The sequence below is a fragment of the Candidatus Midichloria mitochondrii IricVA genome (assembly GCF_000219355.1).
Lineage (GTDB): Bacteria > Pseudomonadota > Alphaproteobacteria > Rickettsiales > Midichloriaceae > Midichloria > Midichloria mitochondrii.
This window is the reverse complement of sequence record NC_015722.1, coordinates 346,294-369,570: the sequence shown is the minus strand read 5'-3', so window position 1 is coordinate 369,570 and position 23,277 is coordinate 346,294. Positions and strand designations below refer to the sequence as shown.

Sequence of the window (23,277 nt, the reverse complement as noted above, 5' to 3'; positions counted from 1 at the left end):
GTTAAATGTTAATCTTTTTCTCTACAGGTTTGGCATCACCACTCGGTCTCTTATCAAGAATTACTATAGTATTTGCAATCATATCATGTAAGCCTTGCTTTCTTTTAGTGAAAGAGGCCACAATAAAACCTATGCATAATAAAAGGGTTGAAGGAACATAAGAGAAAAACCTTATTATACACTGCTTCATTGTTGGAACAGCTCTAGACCTGGCATCAGCTATTTTACATCTTGTAATCATTTTTCCAGGAGTTTGACCTTTATAGTTCCAAAAACCAACAAAGAATAAGCCTATCATTAAAAACAATACAAACTGGACAAAAAAGTACTTGGCTAATATATGATTCTCACTTAAAAATTGCCATAATTCTTCAGAACTCACAGTATTATTTCTAGACCTAAAAAACTCGCCTATCATGACTGCTAGCCCTTTATTGTTGTACAGTAAAAAATCTAATGAGTTAGTAATAGGTGTTAACAGCAGAGCAATGATTAAAACGTCTATCGTACTAGAGAATATTCTGCGATTAAACGAAGCATACTCAAAGTTATCTAACAATTTCTTATCATCCATTTTTACTAGCCTTGATTACCGTTTTATTATTCATATAACTTTGTAACACTTTTGGGATAATAATGTCACCATTTTCGTTTTGATAATTTTCTATAATTGCCACCATAGCTCTCCCTACAGCCAAAGCAGAACCATTAAGCGTATGTAAAGTAACGATTTGTTTATTTCTTTCATCCCGGTAGCGTGCTTTCATTCTGCGTGCTTGAAAATCGCCACAATTAGAGCAGCTAGAAATCTCTCGATAACAATTTTGTCCTGGTAACCAGACCTCTATGTCATAAGTCTTCTTTGCAGAAAACCCCATATCCTGAGAGCATAGAAGCATAACTCTATATGGTAATTCTAACTTTTGTAACACACTCTCAGCAACTGAAGTCATACGTTCCAATTCATTCTCTGAGTCTTCTGGTTTGACTATGCTTACTAATTCTACTTTATGAAATTGATGTTGTCTTAACATTCCTCTAGTATCTTTACCAGCACTACCAGCTTCTGATCTAAAACATGGAGTATGAGCGGTCATCCTGAGAGGAAGCTGCTTTTCTTCAATTATCTGATCTGAAACTAGATTAGTTAATGGGACTTCTGCGGTTGGTATCAATCTAAATCCATCTTTGGTTTCAAAAGAGTCCTCACTAAATTTCGGCAGCTGACCAGTACCAAACATAGACTTTGCATTTACCATATAAGGCAAAGAAAATTCGGTATAACCAAACTGTTCAGTATGATGATCTAACATAAAATTTATTAACGCTCTCTCCATTAGTGCGAAGTCATTTTTCAGAATTACAAACCGAGAGCCAGAAATTTCAGCCGCTCTTTCAAAATCCATCCGGCCTTTATCGATATCAAAATGTTGTTTAGGGATAAAATCAAATTGTCTAACCTCTCCGACCTTCCTTATGACTATGTTATCTTCTTCACTCTTGCCAAATGGAACGTCAGTTGCTGGGTTATTTGGCAACCTACAAAGCAAATGTTGTAGCGCTGAATCTAGTTCTGCGATTTGTTGTTCAATTATTGGAGATTCTTTATTAATACTCTCCGCTTCTGAGAATAAACTTTCCGGTACAGGGCTGTTTTTTGATTTTAATATTCCTATCTGCTTTGCGATCTGATTTCTTTTATTTTGCAATTCTTGCAGGATAGATTTTTGTTTTCTGGTAGAGGCGTCTAATTCCAGTAATTGAGCAAGATCAATTTCCTCTCCACGTTTTTGCATACCTTCAATAAAGCTTTCTAGATTTTCCCTAATAAATTTTACGTCCCACATTTTTTCTGATTAACTTTCCTAAAATAATAGAGATTTCGTACAATAATAGTAGCGGAAGTGCAAGAGTGATTTGGCTAAATACATCCGGAGGGGTAAGAATAGCTGCAATAATAAAAATAATCACTATAGCATAACGCCTGAATCTTACTAAATGACCAACCTTAATAACTTCCATGCTAATTAAAATAACAAGAATGATAGGCAATTGAAATGCTAAGCCAAAACCTATTATTAAATCTAATATCAAATCAAGGTATTCACTAATCCTAGCTTCTAGAAGAATCGGTAAGTTAGAGTCAAAACCAAATTTCTCAAAGCTTAGAAAAAACCGCCACGCACCTGGGATCACCAAAAAGTAAACCATGGCTATACCCAACCCAAAAAGCAGTGTAGAAGAGATTACATAAGATAGAAAAATTATCTTTTCGCGTTTATATAGACCTGGGGTAATAAATAGATAAACTTGAGCAATAATAAAAGGAAAACTTAAAAAAAACCAGACATATAAAGATAGCTTTACATGCGTAGTTAGCCCTTCAGCAAGTCCGGTAAAGATTAATCTTCTTCCCTCTTTATAATTAAATGCTTCAGCAAGGGGAACCACTAAAATATTATAAATTTCTTCTGCAATAAAAAAGCAAATTATTGTGCAGAGAATAAACCATAAAACCGCAGAAATAACCCTAAGTTTTAAATCTCGATAATGCTCTTCAAATGTTTTTCTTACGAGTTTTTCTTTTGCCATCTTTTTTTAAGTTATTTAATTCTTTCTCTATCTCTTCTAAATCATAGGTCAGTTGAATTTCGCCCTCGAGATCAATTAAATGATCTTCTACATGCCTTAATTCTTTTTGAATAGGATACATACAACTTGAAATAATTTTTTTGCACTTTATTACTATATACCGCGTGTACTTCAAAGCTTTGAGACATTCCTGGGGGCCAAAAACTACTACGGCAACAATGCCAGCAACACCAAGCTCTGCAAGAGATATATCAAACATTCAAAAATCACTCTTATTGTAATTATTAATATTTTATCGTAGAATAGTACACTGTAAGGCGTTTTAATTATACCACAAAAATATCCTGGAGAAAACATTATGGGCGGTAAAAGCGCTCGGGAGCGTTTGTTTGATGCTATAGGTTGTCTTGAGAAATCTGTTAATCAAGCTATCGAAGAAAAAGAGGAAGCCTTTAATCGCATTGAGGAGTTGTTAGGCATAAATAGTGCATTAAAAGAAGAGATACAAAAACTTAAGAATGCTAATAATATAATGAATCAAGAGCTTCAGGAACTATCCCGTAAAGGTCCAACGCATGTAGCGATACATGAAGCACAACTGGATAGAAACTCGTCTTATGACGTCGATCTCTCTATAACCCAACTCAAAAATATGTTACTGAGGAAAAGTTAATGGCGATTGTGGATTTGAAAATAGGAAACTTATCTCTGCGAATTGAGTCAGAAGAAAAAGAAAAGATATTAATGTTAGCAGATGAAATCAACGGTAGAGTCAATCATCTTAAGTCAAATCTAAGAGGCTTAGCGGATATTAAGGCTATTTTAATTACTGTATTAATGCTGCAAGATGAGGTAACCAAAGCAAAAAACGCTTTTACCGCAAAAGCACAAGCTGTTGCAGAAGAGCAAAACCAAGCACTCACTAAATCATTTTATGAGCTGTTAGACCACGTTGGTGAAAAAATAAACGAATTAGCAAAAAATTTAACAAAATAATATGATTTCTTGCACAAGAAAAATAGAATTTGATGCAGCACATAGAGTAGTTGGGCATCAAGGTAAATGTTACAAATTGCATGGTCATAGATATATCGTTGAAGCAACTTTTGTAGCTAAGGAGCTATCTGATATTGGCATGGTTATAGATTTTTCTGATATAAAAGAAAAGCTTGGCGGCTGGGTAGGTAAAAATTGGGATCATAACGCCATCTTAAATATATCTGATAAAATTCTTGGAGATCAAATCAGTAGTAATATTGAGCAAACAATATACTATATGGACCAAAACCCAACCGCTGAAAATATGGCTAAGCATTTACTTCACGTTATATGCCCCCAGCTTTTTAAAGATTCGGGAATTAAGTGTATAAAAATCAGGCTCTACGAAACACCAAATTGCTATGCAGAAGCAGAAAAACAATAAGAGAATTCTCCAACGCATTTTTGGTCATAAATTTAATCCATTAAACCCTTTTATACACATTTGTGTAAAAAATTATCCCTTGAAGTTGCACATTTCAACACATACTATGATATGATAATCAATATGATAGCCATATAGGCTAGAGTGTTTGCATTGTTAACTATATTTCGGAGGTTTCATTTATGATAAACTACAATCATAATCCAACGCTATCTGTTACCCAAACCGACTTAGAAGACAACTCGGGAATTCAAAAACTATACCCGAGTTTAACAGACTTACAAGAGAATTTTGCCTATGAAAATTACAATCCAATGCTATATACTACCCACGGCGACTTAGAAACCAGCGAAGATACGTATGAGGCGCCGAAGCCTTCTGCCCCAACTGAATCTGAACTTCAACCGAGTTTAGCTTGTGGAGCTCCTGAACCATCTGCGCCGAAAGAAACAGAGCCCGAATCAGATTTAGCAGCAGCCTCAGTAGAATCACAATTTGAAGCTGACTTACAAGCAGATATAGCTCTGGAAGAGTCAAGATTTGAGGCCGATATGCAAGCAGCCATAACAGCTTCCTTAGAAGATAAATTTCAAGCTGATATAGAAACCGCTACAGCGGCTAGCTTAAAGAAAACTGGTTCTTCAGTCTACAGTTACGACCCTTACCAGTCATGTTCATCAGCTTTTAGGAGTGAAGACTATTTCTGGGAAGCTGGACATTCAAACTTAGATTCAGATTGGGTAATAGCTTAAAAAACCACTCTTATATGAAATTTATATCCACAGCTATAAATTTATCTATCTAAGCAATTTAGGCTACTATCATTTTTTAGTAGCCTAAATATGATTTCTTACCTACAATCTTCCGATCTGGTAATTTTCTACGTTTTTTTATCTACTTTCAATCCACTCAAGAAATTGCGTTAAGGAATCAACCTGGTCATCGTGCTCACAATTTGGAAAAGCTTATAATTCTCCGATAAAATCTACAAGCCAGTTTTGGATTCATAGGTAAATATATTCTACCACTTTCAAATATATTGGAGTTTATTATTAATCTAGTAGTTTTATCGAACTTAGGGGTATATTTAATAATATTAAGGCCGATTGCTGTGGTGTTTTCTTGAACAACCTGTTAGCCGCTCGCCCTTGTCCTCAACTATTACTGCGTTTGGCTTAAAATTGCTAGCACTATTGATTATAACCTTTCTAAGAGATGGATAATCCAATCTCTCTCTCGTAGCACATCAATTAAATAGTAATTTGCATTATATACTCCCCCAAGTTGTACTACACTATAATTATTAAGCCTAGAAGTTTTAATCGCACAGTCCCAGCTCTGATAAACCGTTTCAAACGCAGGCGGTTTTTCATAGTGTTTAATCTCAGTTTGACGTAAGGAGTATGCCCGTGAGCCTATTTTTCCATGAGATATATTGGGTTTGAAGACATAAGCCAAGAGCCCTGAGAAAGAGGTCTGCCAAGAAATTGTTTGGCGAGCGATGCCGTGGCGCTGGATTTGGCAAATCTCTTTCAATTGTCCGATGGCTGTTTCAATCAATCCACGCCCTGCAAGAAGCAGTTGTTTAAAAGCCGCAAGCGGGTTTTGTTTTCTTAAGCCGTGTGATGAGCTCAATACCTTGATTGCTCAGTGTTTTTGCTTATATACCACCGATCTCCGAATAGAAGGCCTGTCAAATATTGAGTCAGTTTCTCGACAACGGCTCGATCATCTGTATTACCCGAAGTCAGTGTGAATGACATAATCTCTCCTTGATCATTGAGGCCAAAGAACCATCCGGGTCGACGTTTCCCACGCTGAGCGACGCCTTTAAGGACCTTATTACGGCTAATACGTAAGTTATGACAAAACCTTCCAGCTTTTTGTTGAGTCAACGTACCTGTTTGTTTCCCTTTGCAGCAATTCAGCAGAATGACCAACGGAATGACCGCGTCTCGCATCCAGCTCAACAAAGCGATTGTAGCTGACAAGCTTTGGCAATTCCTCTCTGAGAGAGATTTGAACACAGTTTAGGTAAAAATCTTTGAATCCGGTAATGCCCTCAAATGAAACAAAACGAGGATCGTTATAACTTCGGAAAGCATCATCCCAGACTCTCGTTCCCTTTGTCTCTGCGAGTTTCTTAAGGATCTTTGGTACGTGAGTTGTCGCTTGCAAAAATCATCAATCAAACAAAATATTTCTACTAGGGAAACCACTTTCCTTATTTATCGTGAAATTGAGAGAAACTTAATGGTTACACAGCCTCTTTGAAGCCATATCAGATAATTTCTTTAAAACTTACCTCAAACTGGGGTTAATTAGAAGCCAATGCAAAAATATCGCTCATTTTTTCCTTCCTTCGTTAGGGCGCTACTGTATCGGGACTATAATGCACTTCATTAGCAATGCAACGTAAAATTTTTAGGGCCGCCAATTTTCAGCAAAATAACCTTAATTTAGTAAGGAGGTATACTGCTTATAAATGAAGAATTGAAAAAATAGAACTTGCCTCTCACTGCAAAAGAGTTGATTGGCGCCCCCCCCCCCGCGCCAGCGTCCTAAAAAAGGCCGCCAATTGCTCTCGGAGCGGTAAGAGGCTTTGGAATAAGCCTTTTCAACTATTCAAAGTTAAAGAAGTATATATCTCTTTCAATTACACTGATTGACCGCGTTTACGATATCTTTTTGCGATAAAATTTCTGGCAGAATTATTTTAGTTTTTGGACAATATACTATATTTAACGGTATGCCAACGCGGTTATGTTCTTTGATTAATTGCGCAGTTTCTTCTGATTTTTTAGTATAGTCAACCCGCATTAAAACTACGTTGCGCCTTTCTAAGAAATCAATTAAGCCTTCCTGTTCCAATACAAAATACTTATTATAATGACAATTCACACACCATGAGGCAGTCACATCCAATAACACAATTCTATTTTCTTCCAATAGGTGGGATAGAGTATGACTATCATAAGGGCTCCATCTTGCATCTGATTCTAAGTTCTGGTTTGTTTCAAGCTTATTAATTAATAGAGGAGTGGCAATTGAAGAGACTGCTAATACTGTAGCTATTACTATTAAACTTCTCGTATCTCTAGTATTAGAGAGGATAAATCTAGTAGTAACAAGTATGGCAATGAATAACAAAAAGCTTTTAAGGGTCAGCTGATAAAAAAGAATATATAAGAGCCAAAGAGTGGTGGCTACTAGACAGAGCGCCATAACCTTTTGTAATTTTAGCGTCCAAACGCCAGGTTTTGGAAAAATTTTTAGTATATTAGGAGCAGTGATCATTAGAATATAGGGCAGCGCCATACCAAGACCAATACTTAAGTAAATTATAAAAATCGCATATGATTTTTGGGTAATAGCAAAAGCGACTGAAGTTGATATGTAAGGTGCAGCGCACGGTGTTGCAAGTAATGTAGTTAAAACCCCTGAAGCAAAGCTACTTAAATAGCGCCAGTTTTTCTCGCTGATATTGACCAGTTTATCTAAAATTTTATTTGAGACTTTAAGATTAACTGCAAAATTTCCCCATAGATTATTGGCAAAGAGCATCAATATAATAACTAGTGCCATCAAAAATATTGGTTCATGAAAATGCATACCCCAACCAACCGAACGTCCTAAATTTCTCAAAGATACAACTACGGCAGCAAGCACTACAAATGCACTGATTATGCCAGCTATAGTACATAATAGTTCTGTTTTGGTATTAGCAAATTTTTTACTTCTTATTATGCCGAAAATTTTTAATGAAAGTACGGGAAGAACACAGGGCATAAAATTTAAGAATAACCCTCCTATCATGCCAAATATTACCATGAAAAGTAATTCATTTAGGTAGGTAGTAGTGGATTTTTGAGCAAGTTGTGATTCAAATGTATAATCAATTTGTTTACTAAATATTGCGCAAAAATCTTTACATGCCCCATATTCTAAATCTAATTGCACTTCTATAAGTTTTTGTGGATCAAGAGGGACTAGTTCTATAACAATCCTAGTGTTTTTCTCGTAAACGTAACTAATATTTTGATGTGGATCATTTTTTAGGCTAAGCCCCACCGGAAAGAAAACTTTGTAGTTAGCTAAATTGCTTATATTAGTAAGAGTTAACTGAAATGGGTAGCCTATATCTCCTTTTTTATTAGAATATATGTGGTAGCCGTCTTCTATTATTAGATCAATGAGTAGCTTATCTTTTTCTTGTGACAACTCAAAGCGTACGGGCTCCTTCAGCTGTTCTTTTTGAGAAACCAGCTCTGGCGCATCTTTAGCATAACAAAAGTCATTAAATAAAAACAAATATACAAAAAACAATATAAATTTTTTATGTAGCATTTCAATAGGGTAAGCTTTATGTGAATTATATCATAAACTATTACTTAAAAAGTTCAACCATAGCGCCAAAATATGACGGAGAAAAAGATAATTTTAGGAGTTGATGAAGTAGGACGAGGACCACTTGCTGGGCCAGTTGTGGCCGCAGCAGTTATTTTATTTGATGGACATGAAAATATATTAATCAAAGATTCAAAAAAAATTCCAAAAAATAAAATTGGCTCTATTGCTAATGAAATTAAAAAGTATTCTGCCTATGCAATAGGAATGGCTTCAGTTGCGGAGATAAATGAATTAAATATATTACAAGCAACAATGCTTGCGATGCGTCGGGCTATAGCTGGAATAGAGCAAAATTACCACCTTATAAGAATTGACGGTAACCAAAATCCTTTTAAGGAGTCGATAGAGCTTGGAAAAACAGTAGAGCTTTTAATTGATGGCGATGTAATATGTAGGTCCATAGCTGCGGCCTCTATTATCGCTAAAAGCTATAGAGATAATCTTATGAGAGAACTGCACCACCAATATCCCTATTATTGCTGGCATGAAAACAAAGGATACGGCACAAAAAATCATATCAAAGCAATAAGGGAACATGGGATATCAAACCTTCATAGAGATCTATTTTGTAGGAAATTTATAGTAAATTGATTAGCGTTTGGTACATCATCGCTCTGCTTGTAGTATGTGCTCTTCCTTCAGCAAGATATTAAGAGATGATCTACGAAAGAAAAGGGGCTCGTTTGCTTTTTTTTGACGGTGCCCTTCTTTAACAAGCGAAGCTTGCTAAGGAGCAGAAGAGAAGCCATTGTTTTTTAGTGTAAGCTCGATTCGGAGTGAGCCCATCTAGTTCCTTAAGTTAGAGAAGCATACTTAGTACTATAGGGTTTCGCTACATTGTTAATTTAGCAACAAATTGCATCGAGCTTCTATTTGTTAGGGATGTTGTTGTATAATTTGATCCTTGAATCAATTTTTGTCGCTAGCGAGTCGTAAGCAATAGCTCCTTCTATCCTTTCTCCATTAAGAAAAAAAACTGGAGTCGCATTTATCTCCAGTATTTTAGAAGCCCTAAAGGCCTCACGATATATGCCGTCTTTAAGCTCCTTATTCTGTAAACACTTATCAAAATCACTTTTTTCCATGCCAGATAGCTTCGCTATATTACAAAGTGATTTTTCAAAATTGGTACTATATCCCCACGATTCTTGTGATAAGAACAAGCCATTCAAGAAAGGAAAATAGTTCTTGCTACAAGAAGCCAACATAGCAGCGACTAAAGAGGGCTTATTAGTTGGAAAGTTTCTGTGCACATATACCAAAGTGCCTTTATCTATATAATTCTCTTTAATTTTAGGTAAAGTACTGATATGGAAATCTGCACAGTGAGGGCACGCAAGCGAGGAGTATTCTATTAATACTATCCTAGCATTTTGATTACCTAAAAATTTATCATTGGGATTAATTTTAAGCACCTCAGCTTTTTCGTTTTTAGTTGCCGCTACGCTAGATAAAATTGGAGTGAAAAATAATAGAGCGCAACAAATAATAATTTGTATAAAATTCATTTTACTTAAACATTTAAAAGTTATGACATTATTTTTAATGTTTCTCTCTGTTTTAGCAATAACTTTTGAGTTCCTTCTTTAGCTATTTTTAGTAATTCACTAAATTCTTCTTCATTAAAAGAAGTCTTCTCTCCCGTCGCTTGGATTTCTATTAATTTGTTAAAGCCGTCAAAAACAAAGTTAGCATCGATATCAGCCTTACTGTCTTCGTTATAATCCAAATCAAGTAATGGTTTACTATTAATAATACCACAAGAAACAGCAGCTATCTGCGTTTTCAGCGGAGAGCGCTTTATTATTCCAGAATGTATCATAGTTTTTATCGCTTCGCATAAAGCTATATACCCTCCGGTGATAGCAGCGGTTCTGGTGCCGCCATCAGCCTGTATTACATCACAGTCTATAATAATCCGCCTCTCGCCTAAAATTTTTAAATCAATAGCAGCCCTAAGTGATCTGCCAATCAGCCTTTGTATTTCTTGAGTTCTTCCTTCTTGTTTGCCTTTAGTTGCTTCACGTTGAATGCGTGAACCTGTTGATCGTGGTAGCATGCCGTATTCAGCAGCAACCCAGCCTTGTCCTGTATTCCTTAGGAATTGCGGGACTTTTTCATCAAGGCTTGCAGTGCATATTACGGTCGTTTCACCAAATTTTATTAAACAAGATCCTTCGGCGTGTTTATTGTAGCCAGCTATAATTTCTACCGGCCTTAATTCGTTATAGTATCTATTATACGATCTCATGATTATTCTATATAGTTCAGGTTACAATGGTATATGTCTTGACGGTATAATTGATCTTGATGTTTCGTATATAGAACTGCCATAGCCACACCAGAAGATGTTTGCTCAATGTTTACTAATCTTCCGCCATTGCTTAATTGTTCAAACAATATTTCAGATGTTTTCCGGAGTGCTCCGTTAATAAAGATAATATCATAAGGAGCTTTGTCAGGGTGACCATAGCTGAAGTCAGCGGAGTGAATAGCAAAATTATCAATACCTAAAATACTTAAATTGTGTTTTGCACTCACTATTAAATGTAAATTATTTTCAACGCCGACTACAGCTCTAGATAGCAATGCGAGAACCGCAGTTGAGTATCCTAGGCCGCATCCAATATCTAGAACTATATCTGTTTTTTTAATAGTGCAGGCTTGAAGCATTTTTGCAAAAATAACTGGTTCCAAAATAATTCTACCGGAACCGGCGCTTATACTACCTTCGCTATATGCAACTGGCTGGAATCTATCTTCTACAAATATATGCTTAGGAACAAACTTTAACGCAGTTAGTACGGCAATATCAGTGATATTATTTGGTACTATCTGATTTTGTACCATATTATTTCTAGCCTTCACTAAATTTTGATCTTCTGTAGTTAAATTTTGCATAAGGATTAAATCTTCTACTATAGAAAACAGATTTAAACACTCTTATCGGATAATTGCAATCTTTTAAAGCAGCTGAAGATATGCCTAATTTGAATCTTGAGACATTTTCATTCCAACAGAATGATAACCGCTATCTACATGAAGAATTTCGCCTGTTACTCCGGAGCTCAAGTCGCTCAACAGGTAAAGAGCGCTGCGGCCGACATCATGGATATCTATATTTCTCCTTAAAGGAGCATTTTGCTCAGTCCAGCTTAGTACCGATTTGAAATCAGAAATTCCAGAAGCAGCAAGAGTCCTAACAGGTCCTGCGGAAATTGCGTTAACTCTAATATTGTTTTTTCCTAAGTCGGTAGCAATATATCTAACGCTGGCTTCTAAAGCTGCCTTTGCAACTCCCATAACATTATAGTTAGGAACCGCTTTTTCAGCACCATAATAAGAGAGGGTAATAATGGAACCGCCATCAGTCATCAATTCAGCTGCATATTTTGAAACTTCTGCAAAAGAATAGCAAGAGACATTCATAGTTAAAGCAAAATTCTCTAAGCTAGTATCTAAATACCTTCCACTTAGCTCATCCTTATTGGAGAAGGCTATTGCGTGCACTAAAAAATCGAGCTTGCCCCACTTTTCTTTTATTAGAGCAAAAATTTTTTTCAATGACTCCTGGTCACAAACATCACACATAACAAGAAAATCAGAACCCAAGCCAGCAGCAAGCGGGGTCACTCTTTTTTCTAATATCTCACCTTGATAAGAAAAAGCTAATTTTGCTCCATGATTAGCACACTCTTGAGCAATTCCCCAAGCCATAGATTTATCATTAGCAAGACCCATTATTAAGCCTTTTTTACCTTCAAGTAATTTACTCATTTATAACCTTTCCAAATTTTATTGAATTATTTCCCAAGCCCCATCATCTCTTCTGCAAGCCCGACCGAATGCTTGTTGAGTTTTACCTCCAATCTTTACGATTTGAGTATACTCACGACAATTTTGATCTTGCACTACATAAGTTCTAGTTGGCACCACATACCCGCTCACACCGGTATCTGGGTTTTTCCAGGAAACTCGTTGCCCAGTTTTAGCGTATTCCAAGGCTTTTTGCTGTGTTCTATTCATAGCCTCTATATCAGCATGGTCCAATTGCGCTCCAATAGAGTGCCCCATTACACCGCCAGCTAGGGCTCCGACTGTAATTGCAGCCGCATTTCCAGCTCCACCTCCGATATGAGACCCTAAAAGGCCGCCAGCGATGACTCCCCCCACTGTGCCTAAGTGGGTTTTGTTTATCTTACCAGCTTGATTAGTTGAGGGTACACATCCTAAAACCGCTAAAGATAATATAACTGGGGTGGTGACAGTTTTTAGCGAGAATTTATTCATAATTTTTCTCAAATCGTTAATCAGAATCAACCTTGAGCATTCTATTTTTAAAAATAGGATAAAGCAAATAAAAATAATTAAAGGGGCTAGCTATCTACTTTCCCAAGTTATTTCTTCTTTCTCATTAGTGCCACTTAACATGGCCACAATAGTTTCTCCACCAATTGCGGTTTGCCCTTCTTTAACAAGAATTTTAGCGGTATCTGGAAGATAAATGTCAACTCTGCTGCCAAACCTAATTATACCAAATCTCCTACCAGCAAGTACCTGCTCATTCTCTTTAGCGTTACAAACAATCCTCCTTGCTATCAAGCCAGCTATTTGTACCAATGCCACATTTTGGTTATCAGGAGTTTTAATTAGTAATGACTGTCTTTCATTATCTTCACTTGCTTTATCCAAAGAGGCATTTAAAAATTTGCCTGGGTGATAATGGGCCTTCTCAATAACTCCATCTACAGCTATTCGATTAACATGCACATCAAAAACATTTAAGAATATGCTAATTCTCGTCATTTCTTTTTCTGCCATATCAAGCTCTTTAGGAGGAGCTGCCCTGGTAATCCTTTGTATAAGACCATCAGCTGGGCTTATAACTAGACCTTTAGCAACCGGGGTGATTCTTTCTGGATCGCGGAAAAAATAAATGCACCATATAGTAAGTATAACCCCTATCCAACCGAATGTGTTAGACATCGCAAACAAAACAAACGTTGCTAATACAAAACATAAAATAAAGACATAACCTTCTTTATGAATTGTAGGCACCCAATCTTTAAAGCTTTCAAACATTTTCTTTTAGTGTTATATGTTTTCCATAAAAATGAGTTATACCACAAACTTAATTATTAGAAAGCGTAATTTTAAAATACAAGTGTCAACATGAGCTATCATAATGTATGTGTTTTTTGCGGAGCGAGTGAATTAGTCGATAATAAATACAAGGAACTAGCTGCGAAATTTGGGGAAGAAATAGGAAAAACAAAACGCCATTTGATATATGGCGGAGGCGGTTCGGGCTTAATGGGTATAGTTTCGAAATCTGCAAAAGAAAGCGGAGCGAGAGTAACTGGAATATTTCCTAAAATAATAGAGAGAGTTGAGCTATTAAGCTGGGAAGTTGATGAATTAATTTTTGTAGATAACTTGTTTATCCGAAAAGAGCGGATGCTAAAAGAGTCAGACGCTTTTGTTATTTTGCCTGGTGGATTTGGCACCCTTGATGAACTATTTGAAGTTGTTACTTTAAAAAATCTTTGTATTAATGGCGTTTGTGAAAAGCCAGTCTTTATATTAAATCAAGATAATTTTTGGGGCCCTTTGTTTGACTTATTTGAAAAAGTTATCAATGAAAAATTTGCAAGTCCTGCAATTAAGTCTAATTATGAGTTCGTTAATAGTATTGAAGAACTAATTAATCGCTTGAAGTGAGCGAGATGGATAAAGTTACATAAAAAGGGTATACAATTTTAGAAACTTAACTCTTTAAGGATAATTGGCAGCACTTCTGGCGCGTCTAAAAAATCTCTGGGCGCACCAAGTTGTTCCAAAAAAGAAGTAGAAATGTATTGAAACGAGTTAAGCTGAACCCAACTGCGCATTTGTACCGTTGACACATAAAGAGTTTTTCATAGTGCATTAAGGCGAGTTGGCGACTGAAAACAGCCTGCCCTCTGCCCCTTTGCAGGCGGAGCTTGCAAGGCAAGCCATAAAAAAGCAGACGCGCCGCCCATTCAACAAACTATCTCTTATAGCAAATTCAGTAACATTTGGGCTCAAGAATGATAGAGCGAGACGAGCGACGAATAACGCCAGCGCAAAATGCTAGCCAATTATACTTATATATTAGGGATAGCTCAAGCTTTTTATATTCCTTTAACAACTTTTAGGTGCTCGGTAATACTTCTACACTTGTTATCAATCCGAGGTCATTCCAAATACAGAAATCAGTACTTGGAGTACTTACCCACCGGTGTGTTACAAGTTTCAGCATCATTACATCCGATTGCTCCATCTCCGCACAATTGAAGCGCTAGTGTACTATTGGATGCAATACCAGCTATTGCTGTTTTTAATTCCCCATCTTTGTAAACTAAACCATACTTACCATGTATAATCGCCTTAATATTGCCGATTAACTTGAGGGTGCCGAAAACCTCATCTTTTACTTTTGATAATGACGTGCATAAAGACGAGGTAGTAGTGGTAGGCGTTGTTGCTACAGTAGTTGAGGAAGTTGGTTGCTGTAGTGGTTGTGTCCGGCGCTAAACTTTCGGCCAGAAGTCCTGCATATACTATATATACTTGCCCTGCATCAGCTTTATCACTTGGATCAGCATAATGAGCTCCAATTAGGATATCAACAAGCCCATCGTTTGTTTATATCTCCAGCGGATGATACTGAATATCCTGCATAATTACCAGCTGTGATACCATTAATTTTGAAGCCATTAGTGCTATTTAAGTTAGAAAGCTCTAAAGTAGGCCAAAGGAAGATTTACCAAATACTATATATCCCTGTCCTGAGCCATCTTTACCAGAAACATCAGCCCAAGGAGCGCCAATAATATCGCTTTTACCGTCCTCTATTTATATCTCCGGCCGATGAAACAGAAGATCCTGTACCATCAGGACCTGCAATATCCCTGATAACAAAGCCATTTGTGCCATTTAAATCAAAAAGCTTTAACGGAGAAGAAAAAGAATATTTCCCAAACACTGCATAGGCTTTTCCTGGAGCACCGTTACCACTCGGTGCACCAATAATAAAGTCCATTCCGGCTGCTGCCCATCACCATTTATATCTCCAGCAACAGAATGTCCTGCGAAGTCACAAGCTGTGCTTCCGTCTATAATGAAGCCCGTTTATGCCGTTCAAGCTAGAAAGCTCTAAAGGAGAGGTAAAAGAAGATTTGCCAAAAATTACACACACTTGACCGGCATCAGTCCTGCTAGATGGGTCGGCACCAGAGGCGCCGAGATAAATATCATCCTTTACCATCACCATTGATGCCCCCCCAACCGAAGATACTGAGATCCCTGCATAACCATCTTTTGCAATACCATTGGATAATAAAAAGCCATTGGTACCATTCAAGCTGGATCCCTCTAAAGGGGATTCAAAGGAAGATTTACCAAAAATTACATATATCTTTCCTAAATAATTATTCGCGTGCTCGGCACCAATAATAACGTTCATTTATGCCATCTCCGTTATATCCCCCCCTCCAGCTGAGAATAATGTAGTTCCTATACGTTCCGCCAGTGGGTCATACCATTAATCACCACTCCAAAAGTGCTGGAAGTTAGGAGCGAGAGAGTTCGAAAGCGTCATTGGTTATTGGAGAAGTAGTTGTTGTATTTAGGTGTAGTGGTTGTAATTTGAGGAGTAGTTGTTGTTGATGTACTAGCTGTTGTGGTTGTTGTCAAGGCAGTTGTAGTAGTTATCGTTGGCAATGCCTGGTAATTATAGACAGCAATAAGAGGGTGTTGATATCTTCGCAGTAAAACGGGAGTAGAAATGGACAATCAAGTGTAAATATTGCGGCTCTAGCGAGCAGGTGAAGAATGGCGTGGTATAGGGACAGCAAGAGGTAAATAGGTACAAGAATTGCAAAAAGAATTACCCGAGAAGGTGATAAGCGGCAGAATACACTATGAATGATAGACTTAAAACCTAACCTTGAGGACTGTGGAATTAGGATGATAGAGAGACTGACTGGAATCCATAACAGCTAAATATCTTCATGGATCGAAGGACGGGGGGGGGACGCTATGTGCAAGAAAAGTTAGATAAGAGCTGCAACAGCACAAAGTCACTTAAGGATATCGAGGTCCTAGAGATTGAGGAGCTGTGCACATATATAAAAAAAGACCAAAGAATGGAAGTGGGGTACACCTTTATATTGATTGCAGTTGATAGAGGAGCGGGTGAAATTATTGATTTTGAAGTAGGTGACGGGAGCAAGGTAACCCACCTGAACCTGTCATTTAGGCTTTGAGGAACGTTATAAAATTGAGCATGTACAGATGATTACAGCGTTTATGAATACTATAAAATCTCCACGCACCATCACAAAACAAAAAGCTGAGACCTCATTTGTAGAATCAAAGAATTCTTTAAGAGGCATTATCCAGCTAGTTTTAATCGGAGAACAGAGCGCTATAGCAATCCCTGAGGATGCTTTGCGCTACTCTTACCCTCTTCTTCCATGGGCATTCGCTGGATTTGAAACTTCTATCTATAAATGTTAGGCAATGCCATTACAATTTACCGTTCTTCTTAGAAAATTTTAATAACATATACCACCACCTGTTACCTTTATAATTAATGCTTGGATAAATTAAATTAATAAAATCAGGATATCTTAAAGCAATAGTTCCCATAACTCGTTGGTCATCACCTGAATCTATATTGTTATCCATTAGCTCTTTTAAAGTTCTATTCCATATTACATTGTATAGTTTCCAAGATGGGATATCACCTATTTGAATATTACCTGCAACTTTCTGAACTTGACCAACATATGACATCAGTTTATTTTCTATTTCATAATTTTCAAAGTCATTGATTATACCAGCGGATATTTGATTATGTGTCATATAATCAAGAGTAGGAAATTGAGTACTAAAATACCTCGAATTTCTCAAAATCCCTATATCACACCAAACGAAGAAGTCAGAATTATAATAATTGTTCTTTATGACACCAATAACAAATTTAACCTTTTCAGCCCAAATTATATATAGCTCGGGAGAATGCTGCTTATTGCTATCATTTGCATACATTTTCTTGTACTTTTCATAAAAGCTATAATGATAAAGCTCTTTGAAATCCTTTATTATTAATTTGAGAGGTAAATCTCCACGATATTTTTTTATTAGAGGAGCAGACTCTTCATCTGTATATGCCGCTAAATTAAATGGAATTTGTAAAAAGCTTTGCATCCATTTGTCATATTGATCAGACGAAAATTTACTTCTGATTTTATAATAAGCAGTCACAACAGTCGGTTTACTCTGAGTTGCATCTTCTAAGTTCACTTTGCATACATATTTTTTTCCTGTATAACCAGAACAAATGCTTAATTCTTCAAGCCCCCCTGTATAAATATTAAACTCTTTCTTATGATAATTTTCCAGTATCTCTTTGGATTGCTCGCTATCTAGCTGCAAAGTCTTGATAAGCTCTGGTATGGTATTGTTATTTTTATCAAGTAAAATCCAATTTTCTGGATAGGCACTTAAATCCATCAAAGCCTTTTTCCAATAGCTTTTTCGTTTATCATAGATATTTTGATAAAATTTTTGGTTATATTTAAACTTCGGAGCTATAGTAATATGATCTTTCGTTTGATTCATATAAGCTGCCCACCAACTAGATGTGCTATTAGCAATAATGTTATGGCTGCACTTACTCATCAAAAACAAACTCTCTAAGCTAGAAGGTCCCTTGCCAACAAAACTAAGATTATCTGTCTCCAGCCAATTCTTTTTTTGAGAAATCTAAGCCATCAGAAAAGACAAAGAAGTTTGCTGTTGGGATAATCTAATTAGCAAATCTTATAGCCTCCTTCTGATAATCTATAGGAAGCATGGTTTCGTAGAAACGATCCTTCAAAAAATCTCCTCCTCTTACACGTATACAAACACTATTATTTTTAGATATCTCTTCTAAAAGGGGTTGCAACTTTTGTATATCAAGATTTCTAGGGGCTACCTGCTTTATAATTTCATCTTTAAAATCCTTAAAATAAATTTCTGACTCAAAATAGTCATTCATAATAAGTATCCCACGGTTTTTTGCTTCGTGATAGGTAAAAAAACCTTCTTTCATTAACAGATTTAATACTAAATAGCTTTTCATTCAGCCAATTATTTATTTGATGCGTACCTAGCCAGTGCACTATTTTTATAAAAGTGCTATTAGTAAACCTTATCTTCTACACTAAAGTAATCCAGTGCGTAACTCCTGTCTAACGGGTCTAAAATATGCTCATCCTCTTTTGCCCCTTCTATTATATATAATTCACTATTAGTTTTCTTGGCTAAAGAATATGAGGCTGCGAATTGAAATAGCTGACTACCGATCCCACAACGCGGCTTTAACACAACTGTCCCCTTAAAGGGGTATGCTATGATACCAAAATAGCAAATAACAAATAATAAAAAAGCCAACCAAAGAGTAAGGAAAGAGTTTAACCCTACGCACAAGAACACTTTCATTAATTATCAATCAATTAAGTTATTAAAGGCTTAATTGATGATTTTCTAATTCAGAATTATCGTTAGGAATTTTTGCAACAGCAGTAACTTTTTCAGCATCTTGTACAGTAATTATCTTCACACCAACCGCACCACGCCCTGTAATTCTAATAGTATCAGCTTGAGTTCTTATTACGGTCCCGGCACCTGTCATTAACATTACATCCTCATCTGCTCTAATAGGGAAGGTAGAAATAACTTTACCGTTCCTCGGCGTAACATTCACATTTGCAATGCCTTGCCCCCCTCTATTTGTAATTCTGTACTCATAAGCTGAGGTGCGTTTTCCGAAGCCGTTTTCCGTCACAACCAATATAAATTCTTCATTTTTAGCTAAGGAAAGTACTTCTTCAGTATTAATTAAAGCTAAATTAAAGTTAGCAATGGCGTGCTCTACTAGCATTACAGAGTCGAGTTTTGCAATCTCCAACCTTTTTTCAACCGGTATCTTTAAATATTCATCTTTTTTATCCTGCTCGATCGCAATACCATTCAAAACTGCAGTAGACACCACCTTATCATCTTTTTTTGCAAGTTTCACAGCCTTAACGCCATCTGAAGCTCTGCTTTTGAATACCCTCAGTGCTTCAACTGAGAACCTTATTGATTTACCTTGTTGAGTCGAAAGCATAATATGATCAAATTCAGTGCAGACTACAACTCCTATTAGCTTATCATCTTCATCCATCTTAATTGCCACCTTTCCATTTGACTGTATGCGAGCAAAGTCAGACAAAGCATTACGTCTTGCGTTGCCTTTTGCAGTTGCAAAAACAATATATAATCCATCACCCAGTAAATCTTGATCATTAACCTGCATAATATTGGTGATTTTTTCTGCTGTAGAGAGATTCAAAATATTCACTAGCGCCCTACCCTTACTTTGCAACGAGCCTAGAGGGAGCTTATAAACTTTTATTTTATAAACCTTTCCGGAATCAGAAAAGAATAATAGAGAGGTATGAGTATCAGTAATGATTACATCAGTTGTGATATCATCGTCATTAACTTGAATAGCTGAGCGGCCTTTCCCCCCTCTCCTTTGAGCTTTATAAGTTGCAAGTGGTACCCTTTTTATGTAACCACTTCTGGTTACTGTGACCACCATATCTTCACGTTGAATTAAATCCTCATCACTAACATCTATTTGATCTGTGATAATCTGAGTGCGGCGCGGAGTAGCAAATCTATCTTTTATCTCTTTTAGCTCACTTTTTATAATTGAGTATAACCTTTGAGTAGAACCTAGCATTTCTAGATAATCCGCAATTTCCGTCCCAAGTTCGGCTAAGTCCTGGTCTATCTTGCTTTTCTCAAGACCGGTAAGTCTTTGTAGGCGCATTTCTAGAATAGCTTTGACTTGCTCTTCCGTTAAGTGGCAGACGCCATCTTTTATCTCATTTCTATAGTCATCAACTAGTTTAAGTAGTGGTAAGACGACTTCTGCACTCCATTTTCTGTTTAATAATTGAACTTTCGCTTTGTTAGGATCAGCAGAATTTTTAATTAAAGTAATAACCTCATCAATATTAGCAACTGCAATTGCAAGGCCTATCAAAACATGAGCTTTATCCCTTGCTTTAGTTAATAAAAATGAGGTACGTCTACGTACTACTTCTTCTCTGAATTTTACGAATGCTCTTACAACACTATGGATATTCATTACAGTCGGCCTGCCATCAAGAAGCGCCAGCATATTTACCGCGAAGCTAGTTTGTAGCTGAGTATGGCTATAAAGCTGATTCAACATAACTTCAGGCACTACATCCTTTTTTAATTCTATAACAACTCGGACCCCTAATTTATTGGTCTCGTCTCTAATCTCAGAAATTCCCTCAATCACTTTCTCTTTCAGCAACTCTTCTACAGATTTAATCAGCTCCGCTTTATTAACCTGATAAGGAACCTCGGTAATAATTAGAGCTTTACGGCTTCCAAAAGCTTCTATTTCAACCTTACCCCGTAAAGTTATTGAGCCTCTTCCAGTAAGTAGCGCTTGACGTATGCGGTTAATACCCAAGATTTCACCGCCAGTTGGGAAATCCGGACCGTGTACATATTCTAGAAGCTCTTCAGGAGTAATTTGATCATTTTTTATATAGGCAATACACGCATCTAACACTTCACCCATATTATGAGGTGGAATATTAGTAGCCATTCCAACTGCAATACCGTTAGCCCCATTTATGAGTAGGTTTGGAAATCTTGCTGGCAAAACCTTTGGCTCTTTTTCAGAACCGTCATAGTTATCCTGAAAATCTACGGTGTTATTCTCAATATCAAATAAAAGAGCTGCTGCAACTTTTGCAAGTCTCACCTCTGTGTATCTCATTTGCGCAGGAGAATCTCCATCCATAGAACCAAAGTTACCTTGTCCATCAATTAATGGATCACGCAATGAGAAATCCTGCGCCATCCTGACCATCGATAGATAAACAGGATCATTACCGTGAGGGTGATACTTACCAAGCACTTCCCCAACAATTCTCGCAGACTTTCTATAAGGCTTATCATGAGCATTGCCAGTTTCATGCATTGCATAGAGTACTCTTCGATGTACTGGCTTTAAGCCATCTCTACAATCTGGCAAAGCGCGGCTTACTATAACACTCATCGCATAATCCAAATAGGATTTTTGCATCTCATTTTCTATTGAGACTCTAACTACCGAATTGTTTCGATCTTTCTCCACAGCCAACCTTTTTTTGTTGGGATTTTAGCCAAATTCTAAGGAAAAGGCAATCAGCAAATCGTTTTGTAAATGGCGTTGCCTAGTAATTATAGACAGCAATAAGAGGGTGTTGATATCTTCGCAGTAAAACGGGAGTAGGAAATGACAATCAAGTGTAAATATTGCGGCTCCAGCGAGCAGGTGAAGAATGGCGTGGTATAGGGACAGCAAGAGGTAATGGGGTGCAAGAATTGCAAAAAGAATTACCGAGAAGGTGATAAGCGGCAGAATACACTATGAATGATAGACTTAAAACCTAACCTTGAGGACTGCGGGATTAGGATGATAGAGAGACTGACTGGAATCCATAACAGCCAAATATCTTCATGGATCGAAGGACGGGGGGACGCTATGTGCAAGAAAAGTTAGATAAGAGCTTGCAACAGCACAAAGTCACTTAAGGATATCGAGGTCCTAGAGATTGACGAGCTGTGCACATATATAAAAAAAGACCAAAGAATGGAAGTGGGAGTACACCTTTATATGGATTGCTGTTGATAGAGGAGCGGGTGAAATTATTGATTTTGGAAGGTAGGTGACGGGAGCAAGGCAACCCACCTGAACCTGGCATTTAGGCTTTGAGGAACGTTATAAAATTGAGCATGTACAGATGATTACAGCGTTTACGAATACTATAAAATCTCCACGCACCATCACAAAACAAAGGCTGAGACATCATTGTGGTAGAATCAAAGAATTCTTTAAGAGGCATTATCTAGCTAGTTTTAATCGAAGAACGAAGCGCTATAGCAAACCCCTGAGGATGCTTTGCGCTACTCTTACCCTCTTCTTCCATAGGCATTTGCTGGATTTGAAACTCCTACCTATAAATATTAGGCAATGCCAACTAAACTAATCGCTACTTTTGACTTTACCATGGCTTATTGTATAGTTGCTTCTGATTAGTTTTAATTAATTGTAAGCAATGAGTGCTGAGATAGAATCTCTTATTAATGGTTATCATTTATTCAGAAAAAAGTACTTCAGTAAGTATAATAAACACTATGAAAGGCTAGTGAAGTACGGTCAGAAGCCCAAGTTTTTGGTTGTTGCATGTTCAGATTCTCGGGTTGATCCTGCGTTGCTACTGAGTTGTGAGCCAGGCGATCTATTTGTGGTTAGAAATGTTGCGAACTTAATTCCTCTTTATGAGATTGGCGGCGGATACCATAGCACAAGCGCGGCCCTGGAGTTTGGGATATGTTCTCTTGGTATTAAAAATATACTAATTTTAGGACATACACAATGTGGGGGCGTTGCTAATATGTTAGAAACAAAAAAACGACCTATGCTAAAGGAAAGCTTCATAGCTAAGTGGATGGAGTTAGCAAATATGGCTTGCAGCGATGCTATAAATAGCTGTAATCACCTTTCGAAAGAGGAACAAGTTGATCAATGCTGCAGGTACGCGGTGGTAGGGTCGCTCAAAAATCTGTTAACTTTTCCATGGATTTTGGACCGCGTAAATAGCAGCGCCTTGGAAATTCATCTGTGGAATTTTGACCTAAAAAGGGGGATTTTAGAAGTGTATAATAAAGAGCAAGACAAATTCTTGCATTTATTCTAG

The 23,277-nt window shown here is 37.0% G+C and carries 30 protein-coding genes; 10 read left to right on the top strand and 20 right to left on the bottom strand.

The annotated features are described in order from the left end of the window. Position 1: 1 nt before the first annotated feature. Genes MIDI_RS06235 through MIDI_RS01985 form a run of 4 tightly spaced genes read right to left on the bottom strand, consistent with a single transcriptional unit; the run spans position 2 to position 2,851 of the window. Complete coding sequence (locus MIDI_RS06235) at positions 2–574, bottom strand: RDD family protein (protein ID WP_013950919.1); 573 nt, start codon at positions 572–574, stop codon at positions 2–4. Further along, positions 567–1,847: a serine--tRNA ligase gene (gene serS, locus MIDI_RS01995; protein ID WP_013950918.1), complete on the bottom strand. Its 1,281-nt coding sequence runs from the start codon at positions 1,845–1,847 to the stop codon at positions 567–569. Before serS ends, MIDI_RS06235 begins: the two co-directional genes overlap by 8 nt. Continuing rightward, positions 1,825–2,592 (bottom strand): twin-arginine translocase subunit TatC, encoded by a 768-nt coding sequence (gene tatC, locus MIDI_RS01990; RefSeq protein ID WP_013950917.1) that lies wholly within the window; start codon positions 2,590–2,592, stop codon positions 1,825–1,827. The genes serS and tatC overlap by 23 nt, the downstream gene beginning before the upstream one ends. After that, complete coding sequence (locus MIDI_RS01985) at positions 2,558–2,851, bottom strand: hypothetical protein (RefSeq protein WP_041185369.1); 294 nt, start codon at positions 2,849–2,851, stop codon at positions 2,558–2,560. Before MIDI_RS01985 ends, tatC begins: the two co-directional genes overlap by 35 nt. 126 nt (positions 2,852–2,977) lie before the next feature. Between MIDI_RS01985 and MIDI_RS01980 the strand changes: the two genes are divergently transcribed. From MIDI_RS01980 to MIDI_RS01965, 4 genes are all read left to right on the top strand, one after another. Further along, positions 2,978–3,265: a hypothetical protein gene (locus MIDI_RS01980; protein ID WP_237697405.1), complete on the top strand. Its 288-nt coding sequence runs from the start codon at positions 2,978–2,980 to the stop codon at positions 3,263–3,265. Beyond that, entirely contained in the window at positions 3,265–3,588 is a 324-nt protein-coding gene (locus tag MIDI_RS01975) for a cell division protein ZapA (RefSeq protein ID WP_013950915.1), read from the top strand. Before MIDI_RS01980 ends, MIDI_RS01975 begins: the two co-directional genes overlap by 1 nt. A gap of 1 nt (position 3,589) precedes the next feature. Next, on the top strand, positions 3,590–4,015 hold the full coding sequence (locus MIDI_RS01970) for a 6-pyruvoyl trahydropterin synthase family protein (RefSeq protein ID WP_013950914.1): 426 nt from the start codon (positions 3,590–3,592) through the stop codon (positions 4,013–4,015). A 182-nt stretch (positions 4,016–4,197) separates the two neighbouring features. Continuing rightward, positions 4,198–4,767, top strand: a complete 570-nt coding sequence (locus tag MIDI_RS01965; RefSeq protein WP_013950913.1) for a hypothetical protein — start codon at positions 4,198–4,200, stop codon at positions 4,765–4,767. Positions 4,768–5,212: 445 nt separating this feature from the next. Here the strand turns inward: MIDI_RS01965 and MIDI_RS08460 are convergent, their stop codons facing one another. From MIDI_RS08460 to MIDI_RS01950, 4 genes are all read right to left on the bottom strand, one after another. Then, entirely contained in the window at positions 5,213–5,650 is a 438-nt protein-coding gene (locus tag MIDI_RS08460) for a hypothetical protein (protein WP_041185368.1), read from the bottom strand. Continuing rightward, entirely contained in the window at positions 5,647–5,976 is a 330-nt protein-coding gene (locus MIDI_RS01955) for a transposase (RefSeq protein WP_013950912.1), read from the bottom strand. Before MIDI_RS01955 ends, MIDI_RS08460 begins: the two co-directional genes overlap by 4 nt. Beyond that, positions 5,876–6,193, bottom strand: a complete 318-nt coding sequence (locus MIDI_RS09235; protein WP_237697404.1) for a hypothetical protein — start codon at positions 6,191–6,193, stop codon at positions 5,876–5,878. Before MIDI_RS09235 ends, MIDI_RS01955 begins: the two co-directional genes overlap by 101 nt. Positions 6,194–6,667: 474 nt before the next feature. Continuing rightward, the gene (locus MIDI_RS01950) at positions 6,668–8,362 is read right to left on the bottom strand and encodes a protein-disulfide reductase DsbD family protein (RefSeq protein ID WP_013950911.1); all 1,695 of its coding nucleotides are present in this window, start codon (positions 8,360–8,362) and stop codon (positions 6,668–6,670) included. Between the two features lie 72 nt (positions 8,363–8,434). Here MIDI_RS01950 and MIDI_RS01945 point away from each other — a divergent pair, with 72 nt between their 5' ends. After that, a complete protein-coding gene (locus MIDI_RS01945) occupies positions 8,435–9,016 on the top strand; it encodes a ribonuclease HII (RefSeq protein ID WP_013950910.1) in 582 nt (193 codons plus the stop codon). Between the two features lie 278 nt (positions 9,017–9,294). Here MIDI_RS01945 and MIDI_RS01940 read toward each other — a convergent pair whose 3' ends face one another. From MIDI_RS01940 to MIDI_RS01915, 6 genes are all read right to left on the bottom strand, one after another. Next, the gene (locus MIDI_RS01940; RefSeq protein ID WP_013950909.1) at positions 9,295–9,933 is read right to left on the bottom strand and encodes a DsbA family protein; all 639 of its coding nucleotides are present in this window, start codon (positions 9,931–9,933) and stop codon (positions 9,295–9,297) included. Between the two features lie 20 nt (positions 9,934–9,953). Next, entirely contained in the window at positions 9,954–10,676 is a 723-nt protein-coding gene (gene rph, locus MIDI_RS01935) for a ribonuclease PH (protein WP_013950908.1), read from the bottom strand. Between the two features lie 2 nt (positions 10,677–10,678). Next, on the bottom strand, positions 10,679–11,326 hold the full coding sequence (locus MIDI_RS01930; protein ID WP_013950907.1) for a protein-L-isoaspartate O-methyltransferase family protein: 648 nt from the start codon (positions 11,324–11,326) through the stop codon (positions 10,679–10,681). Between the two features lie 84 nt (positions 11,327–11,410). Further along, the gene (locus tag MIDI_RS01925) at positions 11,411–12,202 is read right to left on the bottom strand and encodes an enoyl-ACP reductase FabI (protein WP_013950906.1); all 792 of its coding nucleotides are present in this window, start codon (positions 12,200–12,202) and stop codon (positions 11,411–11,413) included. An 18-nt stretch (positions 12,203–12,220) separates the two neighbouring features. Further along, complete coding sequence (locus tag MIDI_RS01920; protein ID WP_013950905.1) at positions 12,221–12,715, bottom strand: RT0821/Lpp0805 family surface protein; 495 nt, start codon at positions 12,713–12,715, stop codon at positions 12,221–12,223. 90 nt (positions 12,716–12,805) lie between these two features. Continuing rightward, entirely contained in the window at positions 12,806–13,507 is a 702-nt protein-coding gene (locus tag MIDI_RS01915; RefSeq protein WP_013950904.1) for a phosphatidylserine decarboxylase, read from the bottom strand. 90 nt (positions 13,508–13,597) lie between these two features. Between MIDI_RS01915 and MIDI_RS01910 the strand changes: the two genes are divergently transcribed. Beyond that, complete coding sequence (locus MIDI_RS01910) at positions 13,598–14,146, top strand: LOG family protein (protein WP_013950903.1); 549 nt, start codon at positions 13,598–13,600, stop codon at positions 14,144–14,146. Between the two features lie 714 nt (positions 14,147–14,860). Further along, positions 14,861–14,983, top strand: coding sequence for a hypothetical protein (locus MIDI_RS09675; RefSeq protein WP_272940980.1), 123 nt, complete (start codon positions 14,861–14,863; stop codon positions 14,981–14,983). Positions 14,984–15,290: 307 nt separating this feature from the next. On the opposite strand, the gene MIDI_RS06230 is transcribed toward MIDI_RS09675, so the two are convergent. Together MIDI_RS06230 and MIDI_RS06225 are read right to left on the bottom strand one after the other, a co-directional pair. Further along, positions 15,291–15,491 carry a hypothetical protein gene (locus MIDI_RS06230; protein ID WP_013950902.1) on the bottom strand — a complete coding sequence of 67 codons (201 nt, stop codon included), beginning with the start codon at positions 15,489–15,491 and terminating at the stop codon, positions 15,291–15,293. Positions 15,492–15,545: 54 nt separating this feature from the next. Continuing rightward, the gene (locus MIDI_RS06225) at positions 15,546–15,914 is read right to left on the bottom strand and encodes a hypothetical protein (protein WP_013950901.1); all 369 of its coding nucleotides are present in this window, start codon (positions 15,912–15,914) and stop codon (positions 15,546–15,548) included. A gap of 577 nt (positions 15,915–16,491) precedes the next feature. On the opposite strand from MIDI_RS06225, the gene MIDI_RS08455 reads away from it, so the two are divergent. After that, entirely contained in the window at positions 16,492–16,716 is a 225-nt protein-coding gene (locus tag MIDI_RS08455) for a hypothetical protein (RefSeq protein WP_160162204.1), read from the top strand. Between the two features lie 262 nt (positions 16,717–16,978). Here MIDI_RS08455 and MIDI_RS01890 read toward each other — a convergent pair whose 3' ends face one another. From MIDI_RS01890 to gyrA, 4 genes are all read right to left on the bottom strand, one after another. Next, positions 16,979–18,199, bottom strand: a complete 1,221-nt coding sequence (locus tag MIDI_RS01890; RefSeq protein WP_272940992.1) for a WlaTC/HtrL family glycosyltransferase — start codon at positions 18,197–18,199, stop codon at positions 16,979–16,981. A 64-nt stretch (positions 18,200–18,263) separates the two neighbouring features. Continuing rightward, entirely contained in the window at positions 18,264–18,497 is a 234-nt protein-coding gene (locus MIDI_RS01885) for an O-fucosyltransferase family protein (RefSeq protein WP_160162202.1), read from the bottom strand. 143 nt (positions 18,498–18,640) lie between these two features. Continuing rightward, the gene (locus tag MIDI_RS08450; protein ID WP_160162201.1) at positions 18,641–18,826 is read right to left on the bottom strand and encodes a hypothetical protein; all 186 of its coding nucleotides are present in this window, start codon (positions 18,824–18,826) and stop codon (positions 18,641–18,643) included. A gap of 136 nt (positions 18,827–18,962) precedes the next feature. After that, the gene (gyrA, locus tag MIDI_RS01875; RefSeq protein ID WP_041185633.1) at positions 18,963–21,671 is read right to left on the bottom strand and encodes a DNA gyrase subunit A; all 2,709 of its coding nucleotides are present in this window, start codon (positions 21,669–21,671) and stop codon (positions 18,963–18,965) included. A 279-nt stretch (positions 21,672–21,950) separates the two neighbouring features. On the opposite strand from gyrA, the gene MIDI_RS09670 reads away from it, so the two are divergent. Then, the gene (locus MIDI_RS09670; protein WP_272940948.1) at positions 21,951–22,079 is read left to right on the top strand and encodes a hypothetical protein; all 129 of its coding nucleotides are present in this window, start codon (positions 21,951–21,953) and stop codon (positions 22,077–22,079) included. Positions 22,080–22,635: 556 nt separating this feature from the next. Continuing rightward, positions 22,636–23,277, top strand: a complete 642-nt coding sequence (locus MIDI_RS01870) for a carbonic anhydrase (RefSeq protein ID WP_013950893.1) — start codon at positions 22,636–22,638, stop codon at positions 23,275–23,277.